Here is a 20,720-nt window from a genome sequence, read left to right on the forward strand (position 1 = left end):
GCCCACCCGCCACGATAAGCGCATGAATAACAACGGCCGTTTCATCGGGGTGCTCGGGGCGCCCCTGCGCGTCCAGCTCTTCTTGCTGGTAGCAGGGGTGCTCGCGGGGTGGGCGTTGACCGGGGACAAGTCCTCGCAGCTCCCGCCGGGAACACGAATGGACTACTTGATAAGCCCTCTGATCAGCAATCCTGTGGTCGACATGGCACTGGGCTTCGGCGCGGTGCTGCTGATCGCGGCGATTCTGTTCGAAGTGCTGCGCACGCGAGAGCTGGACCGGCGGTGGTACGCGCCGCTGTTCGTCGCCTTGGCGATCGGCGGCTACCTGGGCCACGCCGCGCGCATCGTCACCGCCGGCGGGATCGGCGTGAACTTCGGGGCGATCTTCGTGCTCTACATCGAGCTGCCGGTGATCGTCGTGGTGGCCGCGGTGCTCGCGTGGCGGACCTGGAAGCTGGTCCGAGCGCCCGAGGCGGGTGCCGACCGCCACCCGGCACGCGCTCCGCTGCGCTCGCAGGTGCGGCTGCTGATCTCCGGCGGGTTCGCGGCCTGGTGGCTGGTGGGCGACCTGAGCGCGGCCACACCGCCGGGGACCCGGCTGGACTACCTGGTGCAGCCGCTGCCGATCGTGTCGCTGAGCCCGGCGATCGACGTGCTGATCGGCAGCGTGGCGCTGGCCCTGGCGTCGGCGACGCTGCTGGTCACCGCGACCACTCCGGCGCGCAGCTTGTGGCTGGGCCAGTTCCTGGGCGCGCTCGCGCTCGGCGGGCTGGTCGGCTTCTTCTGCCGTCTGCTCACCGCGGGCGGCATCGGCGCCAACATCGGCGGCGGGCTCGTGCTGCTGTTCGGGCTGCCGTTGCTCGCACTCGCCGCGCTCGGGCTGGGCTGGCGGACGACCCGCCTGCTCCGCGTCTGACTCACGCGTCCGAGCCGGTCCTGGTCCGGGCTCCCCTGCGGTGCAGGGCGAGCCGGACCAGGGCGATGACGATCACCACGCCGGTGGTGGCGCCGAGGATCGGGAAGACCGAGGCGAACACCGAGGCCGAGCGCAGCAGCGACCCGCCGAACAGCGCCGCCCCGCCGAGCACGGCCGCGGCGACGAGCGGGGGCTGCACCGCCGCGGTGAACAGGGCCGAGCGGTCGGCCAGCAGCGCGGCCACCACGCACCCGCCCGCGAGGGCGAACGGGAAGTAGACCTCGCCGAAGGCCATGCCCGCGGCGGTCACCGCGATCCCGGCCAGCGCGACCGCCCACCACGGCAGTCCCCGGCGGCGGCGTTCAGTTGACACAGTGCACTCCGTTCGCGGTGATCGTCTCCGGCGCCTGCTGCTCGCCGCCTCCCCCGCCGAGGCCCTGGCGCATCTGCACCGGTGGCGCGGGGACCGCGTTGAGCAGGTCCTGCACGAACGCCTTGACCTGCTTCGGGTTCACCTCGACCGCGGTGCCGTCGCCCGGGGTGGCCAGGTCCGAGCGGACGGTCGGGATGGTGTGGAACTCGATCCGGCCACCGCCGAGGCCCTGCGCCTGCTCGGCCAGGCTGAGCAGGTCCCAGTTCTGGTCGAGCACCACCGAGGTCTTGATCGCTTCGAGCAGCCCGGTGACCTTAGCGGGGTCGGTGAGCGTGCCCGCGGACAGCACCCGGGAGGCGAGCCCGGCCAGGAACGCCTGCTGGCGCCGCACCCGGTCCAGGTCGCCGCGCGGCAGGCCGTGCCGCTGGCGGACGAACTTCAGCGCGTCCGCGCCCTGCAGCACCTGCTCGCCCTGTGGGAAGTCGGCGCCGGAGTAGCTGTCCTTGACCGCCTTGTTCAGGCAGACCGGGACGCCGCCGACCGCCTTGGTGATCTGGCTGAAGGCGTACATGTTGATCTCGGCGTAGTGGTCGACGCGCAGCCCGGTGAGGGCGTTGACGGTCTCGATCAGGGTCCGCCTGCCCGCGGTCGCGTTGCCGCCCGCGGCGTTCTTCGCCCTCGCGTAGGCGGAGTTGAGCTTGTGGTTGCCGAACCCGCCCGCGATGTCCACGTAGGAGTCGCGCGGCAGGGAGACCGCGAACGCCTTCTTCGCGCGGTCGGCGGGCACGTGCACGAGGATCATCGTGTCGGTGTTCTGCTCGCCGCCCGCGTTGCCGGCCTGCAGCTCGTCGAGCACCTCCCTCGGCAGCGGGCGGCCCTGCGCGTCGGTCCTGCTGTCCACCCCGACCAGCAGGAACGTCGTGTCGGTCGCGGCGGCCTTGTCCCGGCTCGACGGGGTGGCGGGGGCGGCGATGACGTCGTCGGTGGTGACCGCTACGGTGACTCCGCGATAGGCGGTCCAGCCCAGGGCACTGGCCCCCAGCGTGGCGGTCGACACCAGCACGACGGTCGCCCTGCCCATCCCGGACAGCACCCGACGCCGCCGTTGTACCTGCTCCATGCTCGTCCCCTCGGCTCGTTCGCCTCCGACGCTATGGACGGTTTCCGGCCGCTTCCCCTCAGTCGTGTAACAGTCCTCCGGCACCTACCCCTCGGCTGGGTAACAGCGCACGTCGGCGGCGCGTTCCGGTGAGGGCGGTCACTCCGGCATGGGCAGAATGGTGGAGTGCGGAAGGCGAGAAGAGCACTCGGCTGCGCGGTGCTGGTCGCCGTGCCGGTCCTGCTCGCGGGCTGCGCCGCCCCGAGCGGGGTGCGGGTCGAGGGCAAGGCCGCCGAGGTGGAGCGCCCGCTGCCGACCACGGTCGCCGGCCAGCCGGTCACGGTGGACGTGGTGGCCCTGCTGCGCGGCGACCCCAAGGTCAACGAGAAGATCAAGTACATGCTGAGCCCGTGCGAGAGCGGCCGCTACCCCGTCGACAGCCGCTACGTCGACGTGACCGGGGACGGCATCAGCGAGGTCGTGCTGAACGTGCAGGAGTGCCGCCTGACGGCCTACACCGGCTACGGCTACAACCGCTCGGGCTACGTGTACGCGCTGCCGCCGGGGCAACCGCCCGTGCAGCTGTTCGCGACCGAGGAGTCCGGTGTGGTCGTGCAGCCCGACCCCGGCTCCGGCCTGGTCCTGGTGCGGGGCCGCTATCGCGCGGGTGATCGTTCGTGTTGTCCCAGTGGTGAGGAGACGACGGTGTACTCGTGGACCGGGACCTCGTTCGTGAAGGCGGGCAGATGACTTCCGCCGACGTGCTTTTCCCAGCGGAGGCGTCATGACTTCCGCCGACGTGCTTTTCCCAGCGGAGGCGTCATGACTTCCGCCGACGTGCTTCTCTCCGCGGAGGCGTCATGACTCACGTGCTGTTGGTCGAGGACGACGATGTGATCCGCGAGGCCACGCAGCTGAGCCTGGAGCGCGACGGGTTCCGGGTGACCGTCGCAGGGGACGGGATCGCCGGGCTGGCGGCGTTCCGCGCGGAGCGGCCGGACGTGGCGCTGCTGGACATCATGCTGCCGGGCATCAACGGCGTGAGCCTGTGCAGGCAGATCCGCGACGAGGGCCCGACCCCGGTGATCATGCTCTCCGCGCGCGCCGATCCGGTGGACGTGGTGCTGGGCCTGGAGGCGGGCGCGGACGACTACGTGACCAAGCCCTTCGACAGCACGGTGCTGGTGGCGCGCATCCGCGCGGTGGTGCGCAGGATGGGGCGCGCCGAGCAGCCCTCCGCCAAGCCGTTGTCCTTCGGCGATCTGGAGATCGAGAAGGACGGCCTGGAGGTGCGGCGGGCCGGGCGGCGGCTGGAGCTGACGCCGACCGAGCTGCGGCTGCTGCTGTGCTTCGCCGACTCCCCCGGCAACGTGCTGACCCGCGAGGTCCTGCTGGAGCAGGTGTGGGACTACCAGTGGGGCGGTGACTCGCGGGTGGTGGACGTGCACGTGCAGCGGCTGCGGGCGAAGATCGGCCAGGACCGGATCGAGACGGTGCGGGGCTTCGGCTACAAGCTCAAGAGCAGCTCGTGAAGGTGTTCCCCACCACGCTGCGCTGGCGGCTGAGCGCGGTGATCGCCGTGGTCAGCGCGCTGGTGGCGATCGCGCTGAGCGTGTTGGTGCGCACGGAGTTCGTCAGCATGCAGGTCGATGACGCGCGCCGGTTGCAGGACGAGCGGATCCAGTTGGTGCTGCGGGACTACGTGCGGACCGGGCAGGCGGTGCTCGGCAGCACGCTGGACTCCCCCGACGTGCCCGCGGAGCTGTTGCAGGCGGTCCGCGGCGGGCAGCGGGCCACCTACCTGGAGCGCACGCCGAACGGGTCGGTGATCTGGGCCGCGGCGGAGATCGACGGCAAGGTCCTGTCACTGCGCAGCTCCTACCAGGACCGGGACGCGGCGCTGGCGGATCTGGACGAGGTGCTGTTGATCAGCTCGGCCGCGGTGGTCGGGGCGGGCACGCTGCTCGGCGTGGTGCTGGGCGCGCGGATGTCGCGACGGCTTCGGCTCGCGGCGGTCGCGGCGCGGCACGTCGCCGACGGCGACCAGGACGTGCGGGTGCACGACGCGATCGGCGACCGGCCGCAGGACGAGACCAGCGACCTGGCGCGCGCGGTCGACGCGATGGCCGACGCGTTGCAGGAGCGGCTGGTCGCGGAGCGGCGGGTGACCGCGGACATCGCCCACGAGCTGCGGACTCCGGTGACGGGCCTGGTGACCGCGGCGGAACTGCTCCCGCCGGGGCGGCCCTCGGAGATGGTGCGGGACCGGGTGCGGGTGCTGCGCGGGCTGGTCGAGGACATCCTCGAAGTGGCTCGGCTGGACACCGCGACCGAGCGGGCGGAGCTGACGGAACTGGTGCTCGGCGACTTCGTCCGGCGACGGGTCACGGCGATCCTGCCGGAGGCCGAGGTGCGGGTGGCCGCGCAGGACCCGGTGCGCACCGATCCGCGGCGGCTGGAGCGGGTCCTGGTGAACCTGCTGCTCAACGCCCGCAAGCACGGCAAGCCCCCGGTGACGGTGGAGGTCGACGGCGCGGTGCTGCGCGTGCGCGACCACGGTCCCGGGTTCTCCGCGGAGCTGCTGCGCGACGGGCCGAGCCGGTTCCGCACGGGCAGCAGCGACCGCGGCGGCGGGCACGGCCTCGGCCTGACGATCGCGGTGGCGCAGGCCCGGGTGCTCGGCGGCGAGCTGCGCTTCGCCAACGCCGGCGAGGACGACGGGGGCGGTGCGATCGCCACCCTGGAGCTGCCGAGGTCGTGACCGTACCGTCCTCTGTGGACAGTGAGGGCGCCGCGCCTAGACGGCGGTGAGGACCTTGGTGAGCAAGGTGAACAGCCGCTCCTGCTCCTTCGCGGTGAGCGCGTCCAGCGGCATCCTGGCGGCGGCGTCCTTGATCAGCCGGGTGCGCAGCCTGCGCCCGGCGGGGGTGAGCACCAGGGTGCGGAAGCGGCGGTCGGCCGGGAAGGGGATGCGGCGCGCCAGGCCGAGGCGTTCGAGCTTGCCGCCGATGAGGCTCAGCGATCCGCGGTCGAAGCGCATCAGCTCGGCGTAGTCCCCGATGATCTTCGGCGGCGCCTTCGGGTCGACCATCCACAGCAGCCTGACCTCGGACTCGGTGAGCCCGCCCGCGGACTCCGCCACCACGTCCCTGGCCACCGACGCGACCAAGGCGCCCAGCATGACGGCGCGTTCCGCCGTCGAGGTGTTCCTGCCCATCCGCCAAGGGTATTGGGCTCGGTTCCAGTACTCGCAGGACGGTCGGCACGGCCGATCCGCGCCGCCCGGGCGCAGGTGGGCAGCGCCAGGGGCCACCGTGACCCGAACGTCCACAGTGGACAGTTCTCGTTCCTCGGGGTCAGCTCATGGCGTGCTCGCGAAGAACTCGGACACCTGGCGTTCCACGTCCAGCACGAGCGCAGTCCGGGTCAGGTCCCGCTTGTCGGACTCGTGCCGCAACGCCGGATTCGCCTTGTAACGACGCACGGCCTCGCGCACGACGTCCTCGCCGATGCGATCCCGGTGCACGACGGCGTCCACCAGTGTCCGGTACCGGTCGTAGATCATCGCGTCGCAACCGCGGTTGACCTCGTGCCACCGCGCGCCGATGTCGAAGGTCCGCGGGTCGTACTCGAACACCACGACGGGCAACCGGAACCTACCCTCCCGCGTGGTGCCGCGCGGCACGGCGATCTGCACCCGCTTCGGGACGGCATCGGCGAAGCCGTGCCAGGCGAGGGCGCTTTCCAGGCAGGCGACCGAGCCCGGCAGGCCGCTCGTGGCGTCCCAGATGTCCAGCCACAACGTCTCGCGGTCGCCGGTCTTGAAGTACCGGTCGCCGGGCTCCCGCTGGAACACCTCACCCTGGTCGACGAGGTCGCCGAGATCGCGCACGGTCAGGCCGACGGCCTCGGCCTCGGCGAGGAAGAACTGCGCGGTGAGCCGGCTCAGGTCCTTGGTCACGCCCAACCCTAAGTCGCCTCTCCGGCGATCAGCCGTTCAGGCGAGGTGGACGTGGAGATCACCCGGCTCGCAGAGCTCTGCGGAGTTCGCGCAGGTGGTCCATCAGGCCAGGGCACACCCACACGCCATCGCGCCGCGGCATCCGGGCCAGGACCTCCGCCAGATCTCCGCGTCCGCCGCCAGGGCGTGCAGTCCGAGCACCATCTCCCGGCGTTCGAACGGGGGCAGGAGGTACCACCTCACCCCGCCCAGCTCCCACGCCGTGGTCACGCAGAGCCCACCGCCGTGCAGGTTGAGCACCACGAACACCGGGTCGTCCTTCGGCTCGCCCGCCGACGAACGTCGTCACCAGCCCGAAGACGTGCTCCACAGGAACCTTCCCCCGGCGTTAGATTCGATCAATGACGCATTCTGCTCTCAACGGGGAGGCCGAGGGGGTGCGGGACCGGGTGCGGGAGCTGCTCGCCGCGCACGATCCCCGGACCACCGACCGGCTGGAGTTCCTGCGGGCCCGGTTCGACGCGGGGCTGGCGTGGGTGCACTACCCCGTCGGGCTCGGTGGGCTGGCCGCGCCCAGGGAGCTGCAACGGGTCGTCGACGCCGAGCTGGACGAGGCGGGGGCGCCGGACAACGACCCCCGGCGCATCGGCATCGGGCTGGGCATGGCCGCGCCGACCGTCCTGACCTACGGAACCGAGGAGCAGAAGCGCCGCTTCCTCCGTCCACTGTGGACCGGCGAGGAGGTGTGGTGCCAGCTCTTCAGCGAGCCCGGGGCGGGTTCGGACCTGGCCGCCCTGGGCACGCGGGCGGTGCGCGACGGCGACGACTGGATCGTGAACGGGCAGAAGGTCTGGACCTCCAGCGCGCACACCGCGCGGTGGGCGATCCTGCTCGCCCGCACCGACCCCGACCTGCCGAAGCACCAGGGCATCACGTACTTCGTGTGCGACATGACCGCACCCGGCGTGGAGGTTCGGCCGCTGCGCCAGATCACCGGCGAGGCGGAGTTCAACGAGGTCTTCCTGACCGACGTGCGGATTCCCGACGCTCACCGGCTCGGCGCGGTCAACGAGGGCTGGAAGGTCGCGCGCACCACGCTGATGAACGAGCGCGTGGCGATCGGCGGCGCGGCCATCCCGCGCGAGGGCGGGATGATCGGCGTCGTCGCGGAGACCTGGCGCGAGCACCCCGAGCTGCGCACACCGGAGCTGCACGCACGCCTGGTCAAGCTGTGGGCGCGGGCGGAGGCGCTGCGGCTGACCGGGGTCCGGCTGCGCCAGCAGCTCGCGGCGGGCGACCCCGGGCCGGAGGGCTCCGGGATGAAGCTGGCCTTCGCCAGGCTCGCCCAGGACATCAGCGGCTTCGAGGTGGAGCTGATGGGCGAGGCCGGGCTGCGCTACGACGACTGGACGCTGCGCCGCCCGGACCTCGTGGACTTCACCGGGCGCGGTCCCGGTTACCGCTACCTGCGCGCGAAGGGCAACTCCATCGAGGGCGGCACCTCGGAGATCCTGCGCAACATCATCGCCGAGCGCGTGCTCGGCCTGCCCAGCGAACCGCGCTCCGACACCGGCCCGTGGAAGGACCTCCCGCGATGAACCTGCTCTACACCGAGATCGAGGAAGATCTGCGGGCGAGCGTCCGCGCGGTGCTGACCGACCACTGCCCGCCCTCCGCGGTGCTCGCGCGCCTGGAGTCGGACGAGCCCTGCGACACGGACCTCTGGCGCATCCTGGCCGAGCTGGGCGTTCTGGGCCTGCACGTGCCGGAAGAACGCGGCGGGCAGGGCGCTTCGACGCGAGAGACAGCTGTGGTGCTGGAGGAGCTGGGCCGCTCCGTCGCCCCGGTGCCGTTCCTCGGGAGCGCGGTGCTCGCCACGACCGCGCTGCTGGCCTGCGACTCCGACCTGGTCGGCGAGCTGGCCGCGGGCACCACAACTGCGGCACTCGCCGTCCCGCTGACCACGGCGCCCGGTTCTCCTTTCCCCGCAACGGTGTCCGCGTCGCCGGACGGCCTGCTCACGGGCCGGGTGACCTCGGTGGTGGACGCGCGGGCGGCGTCACTGCTCGTCGTGCCGGTGGCCGGTCCGGCGTTGTACGCGGTGCGCGCCAACGCTCCTGGGGTGACGGTCACCGAGGTGCTGTCGTTGGACATGACGCGCCGAATCGCCGACGTGTCTCTGGCATCCACCCCAGGTGTCGTCATCGGATCGAGTGATCAAGCCACAGCCGCGGTGGAATCGGCCCTTCGCGCCGGAGCGGGTTTGTTGGCGTCGGAACAGATCGGCATAGCGGAATCGTGCCTGGAGCAGACGGTTCGCCATGTCAAGGAGCGGCACCAGTTCGGGCGAGCGATCGGTTCGTTCCAGGCGATCAAGCACCGGCTGGCGGACCTGTGGCTGGAGCTGGTGTGCGCGCGGGCGACGGCCCGGCACGCCGCCGACGCGCTCGCGACCAGCGCCGATGATGCGGATGTCGCAGTGGCGCTGGCCCAGTCGGAGTGCTCGGAACTGGCGGTGCGCGCGGCGGAAGAAGCAATTCAGCTGCACGGTGGGATCGGCATGACCTGGGAGCACCCCGCGCACCTTTCGCTCAAGCGGGCAAAGGTCGACCAACTCGCTCTGGGAACACCTGGCGAACACCGGATGACACTGGGCCGCATGGTCCATCTTCCGATGGACATACCGTCGCGGCGCCAAACGTGAGGCGTGGTTCAATGCGCGGCATGACCTCCAGGACCCTTCCCGAGGAACTGTTCCTGCTCGCCCTCGACGACGAGGACGGCAAGCTGCACTCGGGCGACGCTGTCGTGCTCGGCCTCGCCGGCGCCGAGCTCACCGAACTGGCCCTCGCCGACCGCATCGCGTTCGAGGACAAGAAGATCGTGGTCACCGACGCGAAGCCGGTCGGTGACGCCGCGCTCGACTCGGCGCTGGCCGGGCTGGTGGAGAAGGGCGAGCCCGTCAAGCCGTCCTCCTGGCTGAACAAGGCCAAGAAGCACACCCGCGACACCTACGCCGACCGCCTGGCGAACGCGGGCGTGATCGAGGAGAACAGCAAGAAGGTCCTCGGCCTCATCCCGGTGCACCGCTTCCCGGTCAAGGACGCGGCCGCCAAGGCGGAGATCAAGGCGCGGCTGGACAAGGTCGTCCTCGGTGACGTGGAGGGCGACGACCGCACCGCCGCGCTCGGCGCGCTGCTGCACGCGTGCAAGCTCGGCAGGCACGTCTACCCCGGCGGCGAGGGCAGTGACGCCCGCGCCCGGCTGAAGGAGCTGGCCAGCGAGGACGCCGCCGCGAAGGGCGTCTCCCAGGCGCTGGCCGCGATCAACGCCGCGGTCACCGCGGGTGTTGTCGCCGCCGTCGTCTCCAGCCAGGCCGCCAGCGGCCAGTAACCCGCTCCACCCTCTCCTCCGAAGGCGCCGCGCTCCTCCTGAGCCCGGCGCCTTCGGCGCGTTCACCGGTCGTGAAGACGCCCGAACCTAGTGCGGAGCGCCGCAGCAGACCTGTTGCTGCCACTCGGGGGTGTGCCACCACGTGGCGGGGTCGGGGTGTGCGTGGGTGTTGGCGGGCGTGGGGGTGCGGAGAACTGCGGCGGGGGCCATGCGGGCCGCGGGGGTGGCGAAGGGCTTGAGCAGGTCCTCGACGGTGTGCAGGACTCCGCCGACCATCACCTGCCGGACGGCCGCGGCCGCCTTGATGTCGGCGAGCGGGTTGCCGTCCACAAAGGACAGGTCGGCCAGTGCGCCGCGGGCGATGACCCCGAGCCTGCCCTGGTGGCCGAGCCAGCGCGCGGTGTTGACGGTGGCGGTGGTCAGCGCCTCGTGCGGGGTGAAGCCGTAGCGCACCATGGCGCGCAGGTTGGTGTGCAGCGAGATCGCCGGATTGTCCAGCGGCGCGTCGGTTCCGGCGATGACCAGGCCGCCGCCGCGGTGGATGCGCAGCACCATGTCCACATTGGACTTCAGCAACGCGCGGACCGCCTCGGCCGCGGGGAGCTTGGCGTCGTTGGCCTTCTGCACCAGGCGCTCGTACTCCCATGACGGGTAGAGCGTCCTGGTGCGCCGGTCCTCCACCAGGCTCCGGTCGTCGGCGTACATGACCGAGGAGTTGAACAGCGTCGGTGTGATCGACATGCCGGACCGGACGAACAGGGTGATCGCGTCGGCGTAGGCGCGGCCCAGCCGGGACACGGTGTGGGAGTAGCCGAGCCGGTTGGTGGCCCCGGTGTGCTCCATGCCGTCCATGCCGATGTGCTCGGCCGGGTAGAGGTAGTGCGAGGACAGCGGCATCCCGGCGCGGTGCGCGGCGTCGATCACCCGCTTCTGGTACTCCACGGGCAGCCGCACGTAGGTCTTGATCAGGTCGTACTGCAGTTCCCGCGCGCGCTCCAGCTCCAGGTCCAGCTGCGCGATCGACCGCGTGGGGCGCATGAAGTTGTAGTACACGCGGGAGCCGTCGATGGCCTCGCCGGTGGCGAAGAACCGGGGTCCGACCTGAGTGCCCGCGTCCAGCGCCTCACGGGTTTCGAGCATCTGGTAGACGGGGTCGCCCGGGGACCGCGTGGTGGTGATGCCGTAGGCCAGCCACGCCCGCCCCTGGCGGTCACCCCACTGCCTGCCGCGCAGGTGCCAGTGGTTGTGCGAGTCGATCAGGCCGGGCATGACGGTCAGCTTCGAAGCGTCCACAGTGGCCCGTCCGGGCCGCCACGGCATCACGCCCTCGATGCGGTTGCCGTCCACGACGATGTCGACGTTGCGGCGCAGCTCGCGCGACTGCCCGTCCCACAGCGCGCCCGCCCGGATGACGGCCTTTTCCCTGACCTCCGGCCGCTTCCACGTGAGGTCGAGCGGAATCGTCGCGGGCCGCCCGCCCTTGATCGACTGGCTGCGCAGACGCCCGTTGTTGAGGTACAGCAACGCATCGGAGCCGATCCACGCCAGCGAGTCGGTGACCTCGCGGGTGACCTGGCGCGCCGCGCCGGTGAACTTGCCGCGCGCGTCGACCGGGACGATCCACGCGGTGGACTCGACGATGAACGCCAGGTGCTTGCCGTCCGGCGACCACACCGGCCCGTCGTCGCCGCGCGCGGCGATGGACGCGAACGGCATCGGCTCCGTGTAGGTGAGCGCGCCGCTGGTCAGGTCGACGGTGAGGATCTGGCTGGTGCCCTCGCGGAAGCGCTTGGAGAACGGCTTCACCGCGGCGAGCGCGATCGTGTTGCCGTCCGGGGACCACGTGATCCGGCCCGGCATGAACAGCGTCGGCGTGACCTGCTTCGGAGTTCCGGCACTGCCATCCCCCTGGGCGAGATCGACGATCCAGGCCGCGCCATCGTGGTCCTGGTAGGCGATCCGCCTGCCGTCCGGGGAGAAGCGCGGAGTGAGCTGCGCTCCGGATAGCCCGGTCAGCCTGCGCTCGTTCCCGGAGGCGAGGTCGCGCACCCACAGGTCCGCGTCACCGGCGCGGTCGGAGACGTAGACGAGGGACTTGCCGTCCGGGGAGAAGTCCGGGTCGGAGTTGAAGTAGCCATCTGCGACGATCCGCTTCGGCTTGGCGTCCCCGATCGTCAGCAGCCACAACGCGTTCAGCGCGCGGAAGGCGACCTGCTTGCCGTCCGCGGACACCACGGGCGAGGCGATGCCCTTCGCGGCCTGGGCGCGGCGGTCGGTGATGTCGCGGACGAACTGCCGGTAGACGCGGCGCGTGGTGACCGGAACCGTGGCGGTGAACGCGACGTCGGCGACGGTGCGCGTGCTGAGCTTGCGACGGCGCAGGTGGCCGTTGGCGGTGTAGAGCAGTTCGTCGGCCGACAGCCACGTGGCCGGGAAGCCGAAGACGTCCTCGTCGGAGGTGACGGCCTTGTCCCCCACCACGAGCTCGGCGACCGCGCCGGTGAGCCGCATGTACGACAGTGTCTTGCCATCGGGTGCGAAGGCGGGGCCGTACAGCTTCGCGCCGCCGGTGGCGGTGACCGCCCTGGCCACGGCTCCGGAGGCGATGTCGATGACGTCGATCGCCGTGTCGTCCACTGTGTACGCGACGCGCTTGCCGTCCGGCGACCACGCGGGAGCGGCTTGTTCGGCGGCCGTGTCGCTCAGGGTGGTGATCTTCGTGTCGGCCAGATCGAGCCGGAAAACGCCGTAGCTGCCGGTGTTCCCGCGGTCCGAGGTGAACACGACGGACTTGCCGTCAGGAGCGAACCGGGGCTCGCGGTGGTCGTACGGACCGGTTGTCAGCTGTGTCAGCCCGCTGCCGTCGGGCCGGACTGTCCACAGGTGGTAGTTGCCGTCCCGATAGGACTGGAACACGATCCGGGAACCGTCAGCGGCGACGTGCGGCAGCGTGGCATCGCCCAGGTCGTCGGTGAGCCGCCGCGCCGGGCCGCCGTCGGCTCCGACCACCCAGACCGCCGTGACCAGGTCGAAGGCGATCAGCTTGCCGTCCGCGGACGCGGAGGCGCTGATGTTGGTGCCCTCGGTGAGATCGACCCTCGGCTCACCGCCCCGCTCCTCCTCGGCAGGAGCGGCCGCGGCGGCGGGAGCGGCACTGCCCAGCGCCGCCGCGGCCGCGACAACACCACTGCTGCGCAACAGATCCCGGCGGTTCAGGGCGCTGCCCACTGGCGCCTCCGCGGAACCGAGTACGTCGTCGCGACTCATGAGCGTGCCTCCCCGGACTACTTCATGGACCGGGCCAGCTTTGCACGAGCCCTTGACACCCACATCGCCGCGCCGGTGCGCGCCCGTTCGGAGCAGTCCGGCGCGGCGAACGGATCACAGGCTGCCGAAGTTCTGCGTCCAGTACCGGGTGTAGCGGGTGCCCGGCTGCGAGACGTAGCCGACGCCCAGCTCGCGCAGGTCGCAGTTGAGGATGTTGCGGCGGTGACCGGGGCTGTTCATCCACTCCCGCACGGCGATGTCGGAGTCGCGGTAGCCGGCGGCGATGTTCTCCGCCCACGCCCGGCCGTGGTACCCGGCGCGGGCGATGCGGTCACCGGGGCTGCTGCCGTCCTTGCCGGTGTGGCTGAAGTAGTTGTGCCTGGCCATGTCCTCGCTGTGGCCCTGGGCGGACGCGGTCAGCTGCGGGTTGAGCGTCAGCGCGGGGCAGCCCGCCGCGGCGCGGTGGCCGTTGGTCAGGTCGAGCACTCGCTGCGCCTCGGCCGCCGGGTCGGCCTCGGCGTTGGCGACACCGGGCAGGAGCGTGGTGGCGAGCACCGCGCCGAGGGCGAGCGCGGCTGAGCGGGATCGTGCGGTCATCTGCATGCCTTCCGCCGTCCGGAGTACAGGGAACGTCATGATCGCCGTCACCCGTTAGTGTCACTACCCCCGATCGGCCCCCACGCTTCGTGATTTTCGAAGCACGGAAGACTGATGTCTAACCTGCGTAGACGTCCTCGACATAGCGGTCAGTAGCGATCAGCTCGTCCAGCCACCGCTGCGATTTCGCCATGTCGGCGCCGGTGCGCGCGCTGTGGACAGTGAGGAAACTCTGCCGCACGGCGGGACTCATCCTTCGGCCGTCGCCGCAGACATAGACGCGCGCACCCGCCTCCAGCAGCTCCCACACCTCGTCCTGCTCGGCGACGATCCGGTGCTGGACGAACTCCCACCCGTGCTCCGGCGCCTGCCAGAAGGTCGGCCGCATCCGGACCGCGCCCGCGGCCTCGGCCGCCTCGAACTCGGCGCGGTGCAGGTAGTCGACGTCCGGGTGGTCGCAGCCGAAGTAGCACAACGCCGGAGCTGTCACGCCGCGCGCGACGCGGTCGGCGATCCCGCCGCGGAAAGGCGCGAGGCCGGTGCCCGCGCTCACCATGATCACTGGACCGTCCTGCGGCAGCCGGAACGCCTCGCGGCACGGCGAAACCCGGGCGCGGACGGTGTCCCCTGGCTGGAGCCGCGTGACGTGGTGCGAACCGACGCCGACGAAATCACTGCTGCGCAGCGGCGACACCATCAGGTCGATCTCGGTGGGCGAGCTCAGCGGCGACGAGGAGATCGAGTAGTGCCGAGGCCGCATCGCGGGCACGCACCGCAGGAACACCTCCAGCGGCATCGTGCCCGCCGGGTGCGCCTCCATGATGTCGAGCAGGCTCTTGCCGTTGGCGCGCAGGGCCGCCCGCTCGGGCGGGCACGGGTTGTGCTCGGCGAGCAGCCGCACGTGCTCGGCGGTCGCGGCATCCTGGAGTTCGACGAAGTGCGTGAGCAACTGCCGCACGGTCACAGGACGATCGATCGGCAACGGCGCCCGCCCCGAGAACGCGATCAGCTCGTCCAGGTCCAGGCGCAGCAGGCGCGCGGCGCGCTCGACCAGCTCCGGGCGGTTGTCCGGCAGCACGGTGAGGTGGTCGGCGGTGCGGTAGGTGACGCCGTCCGGCAATGCGATCCGCAGGTGGCGCTTGGAACGGCCGAGCGGGTGCTCGACGTCGACGAGCTCTTCGTTGGACAGCACGGTCATCCGCCGCAGTCCGTGCCGCTCGTCCAGTGCGGAGGTGATGTCGCCACCGATCGTCGTGACCGTCCACATCGGACTTTCCTGGGGCTTGGCGCCCGGGTCGCCGTAGGTCTCCAGCAGGGCCTGCCACATCCGCGCGCTCCATCCGGCCACGTCGCCGTCGAGGTCGCCGGACGCGTCCGCTTCTCCGCGCTCCACAAGGCGCTTCGCCCCCGTCTCGGCCAGCCCCGCGTCGAGGAGCGCGGGCATCCGCTGGTAGGTCGCGGCCCAGTTGCGGTCGCCGACACCGAGCACCGCGTAGCTCACGCCCGATCCGTCCATTCCGGACAGCGCGGCGGTGAACTTGACCGCGTCATCGGTGGGACGGCCGTTGTAGGAGGCGGCGACGATCACCACCGGTCCGTCCGTCGGCAGTCCACCCGCGTAGTCGTCCAGCGGAGCGACGGCGGTGTCGAAGCCGAGTTCCTTGCCGTCGTCGGCAATGCGGCGCGCGAACTCGCGGCAGGTGCCGAGGTTCGAGCCGTGCAGCACCCGTAGCGCCGTCCCAGCTTTGGCCTGTCCGGCGACCGTGCGCTCAACGTCCTGCGCCGGCGCGGTGACGGACACGCGCTCGGTGCGACGGGCCAGCTTCAACGTGAAGCCGGTCGGCTTGACGGTCAGCGTCTCCTTGATCTCCAGTTGGTAGTTCGCGTGGTCGATCAGCCGGTAGCGGTGGATCAGCAACCCGAGCAGCAAGGTGGCTTCGTGCAGCGCGAACTGGCGGCCGATGCACGCTCGCTCCCCGGTGCCGAACGGCTTGAACGCGTGCACCGGGCGCGCCTTCTCGCGTTCAGGGGTGAACCGGTCGGGGTCGAACGCCTCGACGTTGTCACCCCACACGGCGTCCCGGTGCAGCGCGGGCGCGAGCACCATGACCCACTGCCCTTTGTGGATCGGATGCCCGCCGATGGTCGTGTCCACGATGGCCTCGCGGGCGAAAGCGGCCGCGGTGGGCCACAACCGCAGCGCCTCGTTGAGGATCTGCCGGACGTAGCGGAGCTTGCCGACGTCGGCGAAGTCGGGGTCGGGGCGCTCGGCGTCGCCCCACATCGCGTCGACCTCGGCCTGCGCGCGGGCCAGCACCACGGGGTTCTTGACCAAGTAGTGCAGGGCGAAGGACAGCGCTCCCGAGGTGGTCTCGTGCCCGGCGATCAGGAAGGTGATCACCTGGTTGCGGATGTTCACCTCGTCCAGCTCGCCGCCGTCGAGCATGAGCCCGAGCAGGTCCCCGGTGCCGCGCTCCCCGCTCGCCTTCCGCGCGGCGATCACGTCGTCGACGATCTTGTTCATCAGCGCGACGTCCTGTTCGAAGCGCCGGTCGTCCCCCCGGTGCAACGGCGCCGTCCACGGCAGCTCGCGGGTCTTGGCCTGGACGTAGCCGAGGCTGCGGGCGAGCGCGCTGACGAAGGGGTGCTCGGTCTCGCGCTCGAAGGAGCCGAAGTCGTAGCCGAACCCGGCGAGGCCGATGGTGTCCATGGTCAGCTTCGTCATGTCCTCGGCGACGCGCACCGGCTCGCCGCCGACGTGGGCGTCCCAGCTCCCGATCAGCGTCCTGGCCACCTTGAGCATGGTCGGGTGGTAGGTGCGCATCGAGCTCATCGCGAACGCGGGCAGCAGCACGTCGTGCGCCTTCTGCCAGTTCGGCTCGTGGTTGTAGGCGGTGAACAGTCCGTCCCCGGCGATGCGGCGGATCATCGCGAGCCCGGGAGCGACGTGCTTGGCGAAGCGGGTCTCGTCGGAGACCTCGGCGACCAGGTCGGCACCGCAGACGAAGACCACGTCGCGGTCCAGGAAGCGGCGGGTGAAGATCGGCCCCAGCTCGCGGGCGTTGGCCAGCGCGGTCTGCAGCGGCCTGCGGCGGACGTCGCCGCCGAGGAGGTCGCCGAGCAGCGGGAGACGGTGGGGCGGGTGCGGGAGCCGGGTGACGTCCATGTGATCAACAGTCGCAGCGCCGGGGAGCGCGACCGGCCACCCGTACTGCAGAATCCTGTAGTGCCTTCCGATCGATCCGCCGTTGACGGCCTGCTGGAGCTGCTGGTAGCGACCGAGGTGATCGCGGCCTTCCGCGACCGGGACGGCCGCTACGTCTGGGCCTCCCCCGCCTACCAGCGCATGGTCGGTGGCGAGGTGACCGGGACCCGCGTGGCCGACTGGGCCGACGCGGCGACGGCCGAGCGGGTCCGCACCGAGGACGAGCGCGTGTGGGCGGGTCACGTCGTGCGCTGGTCGCCGGAGAACCCCGGCCACTTCACCGCGGCAGGCGGCGACCGAGTCTGGCTCGCGGGAAGGAAGTCCCTGGTCAGCGGGCCGCTGCTGGGCATGATCGCGGTGGACACGAGCGCATGGCTGGCCGACCGCCGCGAGCTGACCGCGGCCCAGACCCGGCTCAGCCGGTTCCTCGCGCACGCCCCGGCGATCTCGGCGATCACCGACGCCGAGCACCGCTACGTGTGGGTGGGCGGACTCGGCCCGGTGGACGCGCTCGGCCGCTCGGTCGCCGAGGTCCTGCAGCCCGAAGTGGCCGCGCAGGTCGTCGAGCAGAACGCGGCGGTGCTCGCCTCCGGGCAGTCGCGACAGGTACGGCTGAGCACGCCGACCGAGGAGTGGTCGGGCCACCGTTTCCCGCTGCCGCAACCGGATGGCAGCACACATGTCGGGGCGCTTCTCCTCGACGTCACCGAGCAGGAGCGGGCCCGCCGGTCGGCGGCGACGTGGCGGAACCGGTTCCTGGCGCTGCTTGACCGCTCCCCCGTGCCGACGTGCGTGGCGGCGATGAACGGCCGGATCACCGTCGCCAACCCGGCGATGGCCGCGGCGCTGGGCCGTCGTCCCCGCGAGTTGGTCGACGCCGACCTGGAGGTCCTGTTCACCACGACCGACACGGCGACGCGGCAGCGATTGCTGCACGAGCTGCTCACGCGGCGGTTGGCGCGCCGCTCATTGCACGTCACCTGGGCTGAGCACTCCGGGACGCTCACCGTGCAGGGGGTGCCCGACGAAGAGGGCTCGGTGCTGTTGGTGACGCTGACGGTTGATCCGGTCGCCGCGCCGGAGCCGCCGCAGTTGTCCTTGCGGGAGAAGGAAGTGCTGACGCGGATCGCCGCAGGGGAGAGCACGGCCATGATCGCCCGCGCGCTCGGCTTGACGGTGGAGGGGGTGACGTACCACGTGACGCGCATGGTGAAGCGTTTCGGCGTCCCGAACCGCACAGCGCTCGTCGCGCGCGCGTTCACCCTCGGCGTGCTGCCGGGTTAGGCTTCGTCGCGTGGGGGACTTCTTATCTCGCTACGACGCGGTTCTGGCGCGCTGGCCGGTCCCGGTGGAGCCGGTCGACGTGGAGTCCGAGTTCGGCACGACGCGCGTGCAGGTCTGCGGACCGCCGGATGGCACGCCACTCGTGCTGCTGCACGGCGGAGGGGCCACGTCCACGGTCTGGTTCGACACCGTCGGAGCTCTCGCGATCACCCACCGGGTCCACGCGCCCGACCAGATCGGCGAACCCGGCCGCAGCATCCACAATGGACGTCCTATGAGGACGGTGGAGGACCAGCTGGACTGGCTCAATTCCGTCGTGGACCACTTCGGCTTGGCCACGTTCCGGCTCGGCGGGCACTCCTCCGGAGCCGCGATCGCCTACAACTACGCGGTGCGCTCCCCCGGGCGCGTCGACCGGCTCGTGCTGCTCGATCCGACCCAGTGCTTCGCCGGGCTGCGCGTCGGCTACCTGCTGCGGGCGATTCCCGGCCTGCTCAAGCCGACTCCGGCCCGGCTGCGGTCCTTCCTGACCTGGGAGACCGGCGGTGACGTCGACCCGGAATGGCTGGAGCTGGCCGCCGCGGGCGCGGAGTTCCCGTCGTCGAAGACCGTTGCCGCGCGCCGCCCGAAGGTGAACCGGCTGGACGTGCCGACCCTGGTGGTGATCGCCGGGGACAGCCGCTGCCACGATCCCGACAAGGTCGCCGACAACGCCGGAAAGGTGTTGTCCACCAGCGTGATCGCGTTGCTCGGCGGGGTCACGCACCACATGTTGCCGATGCGCCCCGCCGAGCGGGTCAACCCGATCCTCACCGAGTTCCTGGCGAGGTGACCGACGCCGTGCGCAGCCGGGCCAGCAGCAGGCACGGCAGCGCGGCGGAGGCTTCGACGGCGGCGCTGGCCAGCATCACCGGCGTGGTGCCGAACTCTCCGGCCAGCCAGCCGACCGCGGCCATGACCAACGGTGTGACGCCGAGGGTGAGCAGGGCCTGCACGCTGCTCGTGCGGCCGCGGAAGGCGTCGTCGGTGTTGGCCTGGCTCAACGATCCGCACAGGATGCCCAGTGGCCCGCCGAGCAGGCCGACCAGCACGGTGGACGCGACCGCCAGACCGAGGTCCGGGGCGAGGGTGGCCCCCGAGATGCCCACGGCCTCCCCCACAGCGCAGGCGGCGATGCCGATGCCGATGTGGTGGCGGATGCGGACGCGGAGCATGACGACGGCTCCCACTGCCGCGCCGACCCCGAAGCCCGCCAGCAGGAAGCCGATTCCGTTGGCGCCCCAACCACGTTCCTCCGACAGCAGTGCCAGGCCGAGGTTCATCGGTCCGACGAAGCCGATGTTGAACAGCAGGGTCACCAACATCAACGGCAGCAACACCTTGTGGGACACCAGGTATCGCAGTCCCGCGCGCAACGCCGCGCCGTAGGGCTCGCGCTCCTCGACCTGCTCGATCGGCCTCGGGTTCAGGGTGCGGATCGCCAGCAACGACACGACGAAGGTCACCGCGTTGGCCGCGCACGCGAGCGCGAGACCGCCCACCGTGACGAGCGCTCCGCCCAACGGGGCGCCCAGCATGAGAGCGGCACGAACACCGAGTTCCCGCAGCGCGGCCCCGTCGGAGAGCTGTTCGGTCTCCAACAGGCGCGGGCGCAGCGAGCCTGCGGCCGGCATGAACACCGCGTCCACCGCTCCGAAGATCAACGCGACCACGACCAGCAACCACAGTTCCGTTGCCGTCACCGCGATCCCGGCCGCGAGCAACATGATCATCGCCCGGAGGGCGTCACTGCCGACCATCAGGCGACGCGCGTCGAACCGATCGGCGAGCGGGCCGCCGAGCACCATCAGCAGCAGCCTCGGCACCGCCGACAGCGCGAGGACGACACCGGCGACCCCGGGCGAGGCCAGCTCGACCGCGGCCCAGGACAGAGCGACGTACCAGATCTGGTCGCCGAGAACGGAGACGGCCTCTCCGGCGACGTAGCGGCGGTACTGCGGAACGCGGTAGGCGGGAACGGCGACAGTCACGGTCTCTCCGGGAAGGCGTGCAGGAACATGAAGACGTGCTCGCGGCCGTCGTCGACGCCGCCCTTGCCAACGTGCGACCAGCGGATCAGCACCTCCTGGAGCTCCTCGCTCATCGCGCGCAGCTCGTCCGGGGTCAGGCGCAGCCCGCCCTCCGTCGAGGTCGCCGCCTCCACCCACTCGACCGGCCAGGAGTCGCGCTCGCGCTCGTAGGTGCGCAGCCGTTCCAGCTGGTCGGCGACCATCTGCGCCTTCACCGTGTCGGCGATGGCCCGGCTCTCCGGGTCGGTGAAGTCCAGGTGCGACCAGCTCGTGGAGCCGGGGACCGCGCGCCACCACCGCTCCCGCCGATCGCGGGCCAGCTCCGGCGCCTCCTCGATGTAGCCGGTCCGGCCCAGCTCCCGCAGGTGGTAGCTGACCAGGCCCGGATCGGACTCGGTGCGCTTGGCCAGCGCACCCGCCGTCGCCGGGCCGAGCTGGCACAACAGCCGGTACAGCTGCCGTCGCAGCGGCTGCGCCAGGCCCTTCAGCACGTCCGGGTCGGTGATCTTGCGGCGTTCGGTCACGGCACCACGCTATATCCAGAAGAAAACTTCCG

General features: G+C 71.3%; 19 protein-coding genes. 9 read left to right on the forward strand and 10 right to left on the reverse strand.

Going from position 1 to position 20,720, the window contains the following annotated elements; translation table 11 throughout:
• The first annotated feature begins 22 nt into the window (after positions 1-22).
• Entirely contained in the window at positions 23-916 is an 894-nt protein-coding gene (locus BLT28_RS09295; RefSeq protein WP_156051314.1) for a hypothetical protein, read from the forward strand.
• Position 917: 1 nt separating this feature from the next.
• On the opposite strand, the gene BLT28_RS09300 is transcribed toward BLT28_RS09295, so the two are convergent.
• Together BLT28_RS09300 and BLT28_RS09305 are read right to left on the reverse strand one after the other, a co-directional pair.
• Positions 918-1,289: a DUF6542 domain-containing protein gene (locus BLT28_RS09300; protein WP_052407752.1), complete on the reverse strand. Its 372-nt coding sequence runs from the start codon at positions 1,287-1,289 to the stop codon at positions 918-920.
• Positions 1,279-2,409, reverse strand: coding sequence for an LCP family protein (locus tag BLT28_RS09305; protein ID WP_081900566.1), 1,131 nt, complete (start codon positions 2,407-2,409; stop codon positions 1,279-1,281). Before BLT28_RS09305 ends, BLT28_RS09300 begins: the two co-directional genes overlap by 11 nt.
• 165 nt (positions 2,410-2,574) lie before the next feature.
• Here BLT28_RS09305 and BLT28_RS09310 point away from each other — a divergent pair, with 165 nt between their 5' ends.
• The 3 genes from BLT28_RS09310 to BLT28_RS09320 all read left to right on the forward strand — a co-directional run bounded on the left by BLT28_RS09310 (position 2,575) and on the right by BLT28_RS09320 (position 5,149).
• Positions 2,575-3,138, forward strand: a complete 564-nt coding sequence (locus BLT28_RS09310) for a hypothetical protein (protein ID WP_030431631.1) — start codon at positions 2,575-2,577, stop codon at positions 3,136-3,138.
• A gap of 110 nt (positions 3,139-3,248) precedes the next feature.
• Entirely contained in the window at positions 3,249-3,920 is a 672-nt protein-coding gene (cseB, locus tag BLT28_RS09315) for a two-component system response regulator CseB (RefSeq protein WP_030431630.1), read from the forward strand.
• Positions 3,917-5,149, forward strand: coding sequence for a sensor histidine kinase (locus tag BLT28_RS09320; protein WP_030431629.1), 1,233 nt, complete (start codon positions 3,917-3,919; stop codon positions 5,147-5,149). The genes cseB and BLT28_RS09320 overlap by 4 nt, the downstream gene beginning before the upstream one ends.
• A gap of 36 nt (positions 5,150-5,185) precedes the next feature.
• On the opposite strand, the gene BLT28_RS09325 is transcribed toward BLT28_RS09320, so the two are convergent.
• From BLT28_RS09325 to BLT28_RS09335, 3 genes are all read right to left on the reverse strand, one after another.
• The gene (locus BLT28_RS09325; RefSeq protein ID WP_052407749.1) at positions 5,186-5,605 is read right to left on the reverse strand and encodes a MarR family winged helix-turn-helix transcriptional regulator; all 420 of its coding nucleotides are present in this window, start codon (positions 5,603-5,605) and stop codon (positions 5,186-5,188) included.
• A 144-nt stretch (positions 5,606-5,749) separates the two neighbouring features.
• Positions 5,750-6,349, reverse strand: coding sequence for a type IV toxin-antitoxin system AbiEi family antitoxin domain-containing protein (locus BLT28_RS09330; RefSeq protein ID WP_052407748.1), 600 nt, complete (start codon positions 6,347-6,349; stop codon positions 5,750-5,752).
• Positions 6,350-6,451: 102 nt separating this feature from the next.
• The gene (locus tag BLT28_RS09335; protein WP_030431626.1) at positions 6,452-6,658 is read right to left on the reverse strand and encodes a hypothetical protein; all 207 of its coding nucleotides are present in this window, start codon (positions 6,656-6,658) and stop codon (positions 6,452-6,454) included.
• Between the two features lie 92 nt (positions 6,659-6,750).
• On the opposite strand from BLT28_RS09335, the gene BLT28_RS09340 reads away from it, so the two are divergent.
• From BLT28_RS09340 to BLT28_RS09350, 3 genes are read left to right on the forward strand one after another with little or no spacing between them, the layout of a single operon-like run.
• Entirely contained in the window at positions 6,751-7,947 is a 1,197-nt protein-coding gene (locus BLT28_RS09340; RefSeq protein WP_030431625.1) for an acyl-CoA dehydrogenase family protein, read from the forward strand.
• Complete coding sequence (locus BLT28_RS09345; protein ID WP_030431624.1) at positions 7,944-9,053, forward strand: acyl-CoA dehydrogenase family protein; 1,110 nt, start codon at positions 7,944-7,946, stop codon at positions 9,051-9,053. The genes BLT28_RS09340 and BLT28_RS09345 overlap by 4 nt, the downstream gene beginning before the upstream one ends.
• Before the next feature lie 20 nt (positions 9,054-9,073).
• On the forward strand, positions 9,074-9,742 hold the full coding sequence (locus tag BLT28_RS09350) for a GOLPH3/VPS74 family protein (RefSeq protein WP_162184887.1): 669 nt from the start codon (positions 9,074-9,076) through the stop codon (positions 9,740-9,742).
• Positions 9,743-9,829: 87 nt separating this feature from the next.
• On the opposite strand, the gene BLT28_RS09355 is transcribed toward BLT28_RS09350, so the two are convergent.
• The 3 genes from BLT28_RS09355 to BLT28_RS09365 form a co-directional block, all read right to left on the reverse strand.
• Positions 9,830-13,009 (reverse strand): amidohydrolase family protein, encoded by a 3,180-nt coding sequence (locus BLT28_RS09355; protein WP_030431622.1) that lies wholly within the window; start codon positions 13,007-13,009, stop codon positions 9,830-9,832.
• 114 nt (positions 13,010-13,123) lie between these two features.
• On the reverse strand, positions 13,124-13,606 hold the full coding sequence (locus BLT28_RS09360; RefSeq protein ID WP_197684004.1) for a CAP domain-containing protein: 483 nt from the start codon (positions 13,604-13,606) through the stop codon (positions 13,124-13,126).
• Between the two features lie 118 nt (positions 13,607-13,724).
• Positions 13,725-16,772 (reverse strand): cytochrome P450, encoded by a 3,048-nt coding sequence (locus tag BLT28_RS09365; protein WP_030431620.1) that lies wholly within the window; start codon positions 16,770-16,772, stop codon positions 13,725-13,727.
• Positions 16,773-16,832: 60 nt separating this feature from the next.
• Here BLT28_RS09365 and BLT28_RS09370 point away from each other — a divergent pair, with 60 nt between their 5' ends.
• Both BLT28_RS09370 and BLT28_RS09375 read left to right on the forward strand, forming a co-directional pair.
• Positions 16,833-18,095 carry a PAS domain-containing protein gene (locus tag BLT28_RS09370; protein WP_052407746.1) on the forward strand — a complete coding sequence of 421 codons (1,263 nt, stop codon included), beginning with the start codon at positions 16,833-16,835 and terminating at the stop codon, positions 18,093-18,095.
• A 10-nt stretch (positions 18,096-18,105) separates the two neighbouring features.
• A complete protein-coding gene (locus tag BLT28_RS09375; RefSeq protein WP_030431618.1) occupies positions 18,106-18,927 on the forward strand; it encodes an alpha/beta fold hydrolase in 822 nt (273 codons plus the stop codon).
• On the opposite strand, the gene BLT28_RS40855 is transcribed toward BLT28_RS09375, so the two are convergent.
• Together BLT28_RS40855 and BLT28_RS09385 are read right to left on the reverse strand one after the other, a co-directional pair.
• On the reverse strand, positions 18,905-20,125 hold the full coding sequence (locus BLT28_RS40855; RefSeq protein ID WP_030431617.1) for an MFS transporter: 1,221 nt from the start codon (positions 20,123-20,125) through the stop codon (positions 18,905-18,907). The two genes, BLT28_RS09375 and BLT28_RS40855, sit on opposite strands and share 23 nt — an antisense overlap.
• Positions 20,122-20,688, reverse strand: coding sequence for a winged helix-turn-helix domain-containing protein (locus tag BLT28_RS09385; protein ID WP_030431616.1), 567 nt, complete (start codon positions 20,686-20,688; stop codon positions 20,122-20,124). Before BLT28_RS09385 ends, BLT28_RS40855 begins: the two co-directional genes overlap by 4 nt.
• Positions 20,689-20,720: the final 32 nt, after the last annotated feature.

Source organism: Allokutzneria albata, assembly GCF_900103775.1.
GTDB classification, from domain to species: Bacteria; Actinomycetota; Actinomycetes; order Mycobacteriales; family Pseudonocardiaceae; genus Allokutzneria; species Allokutzneria albata.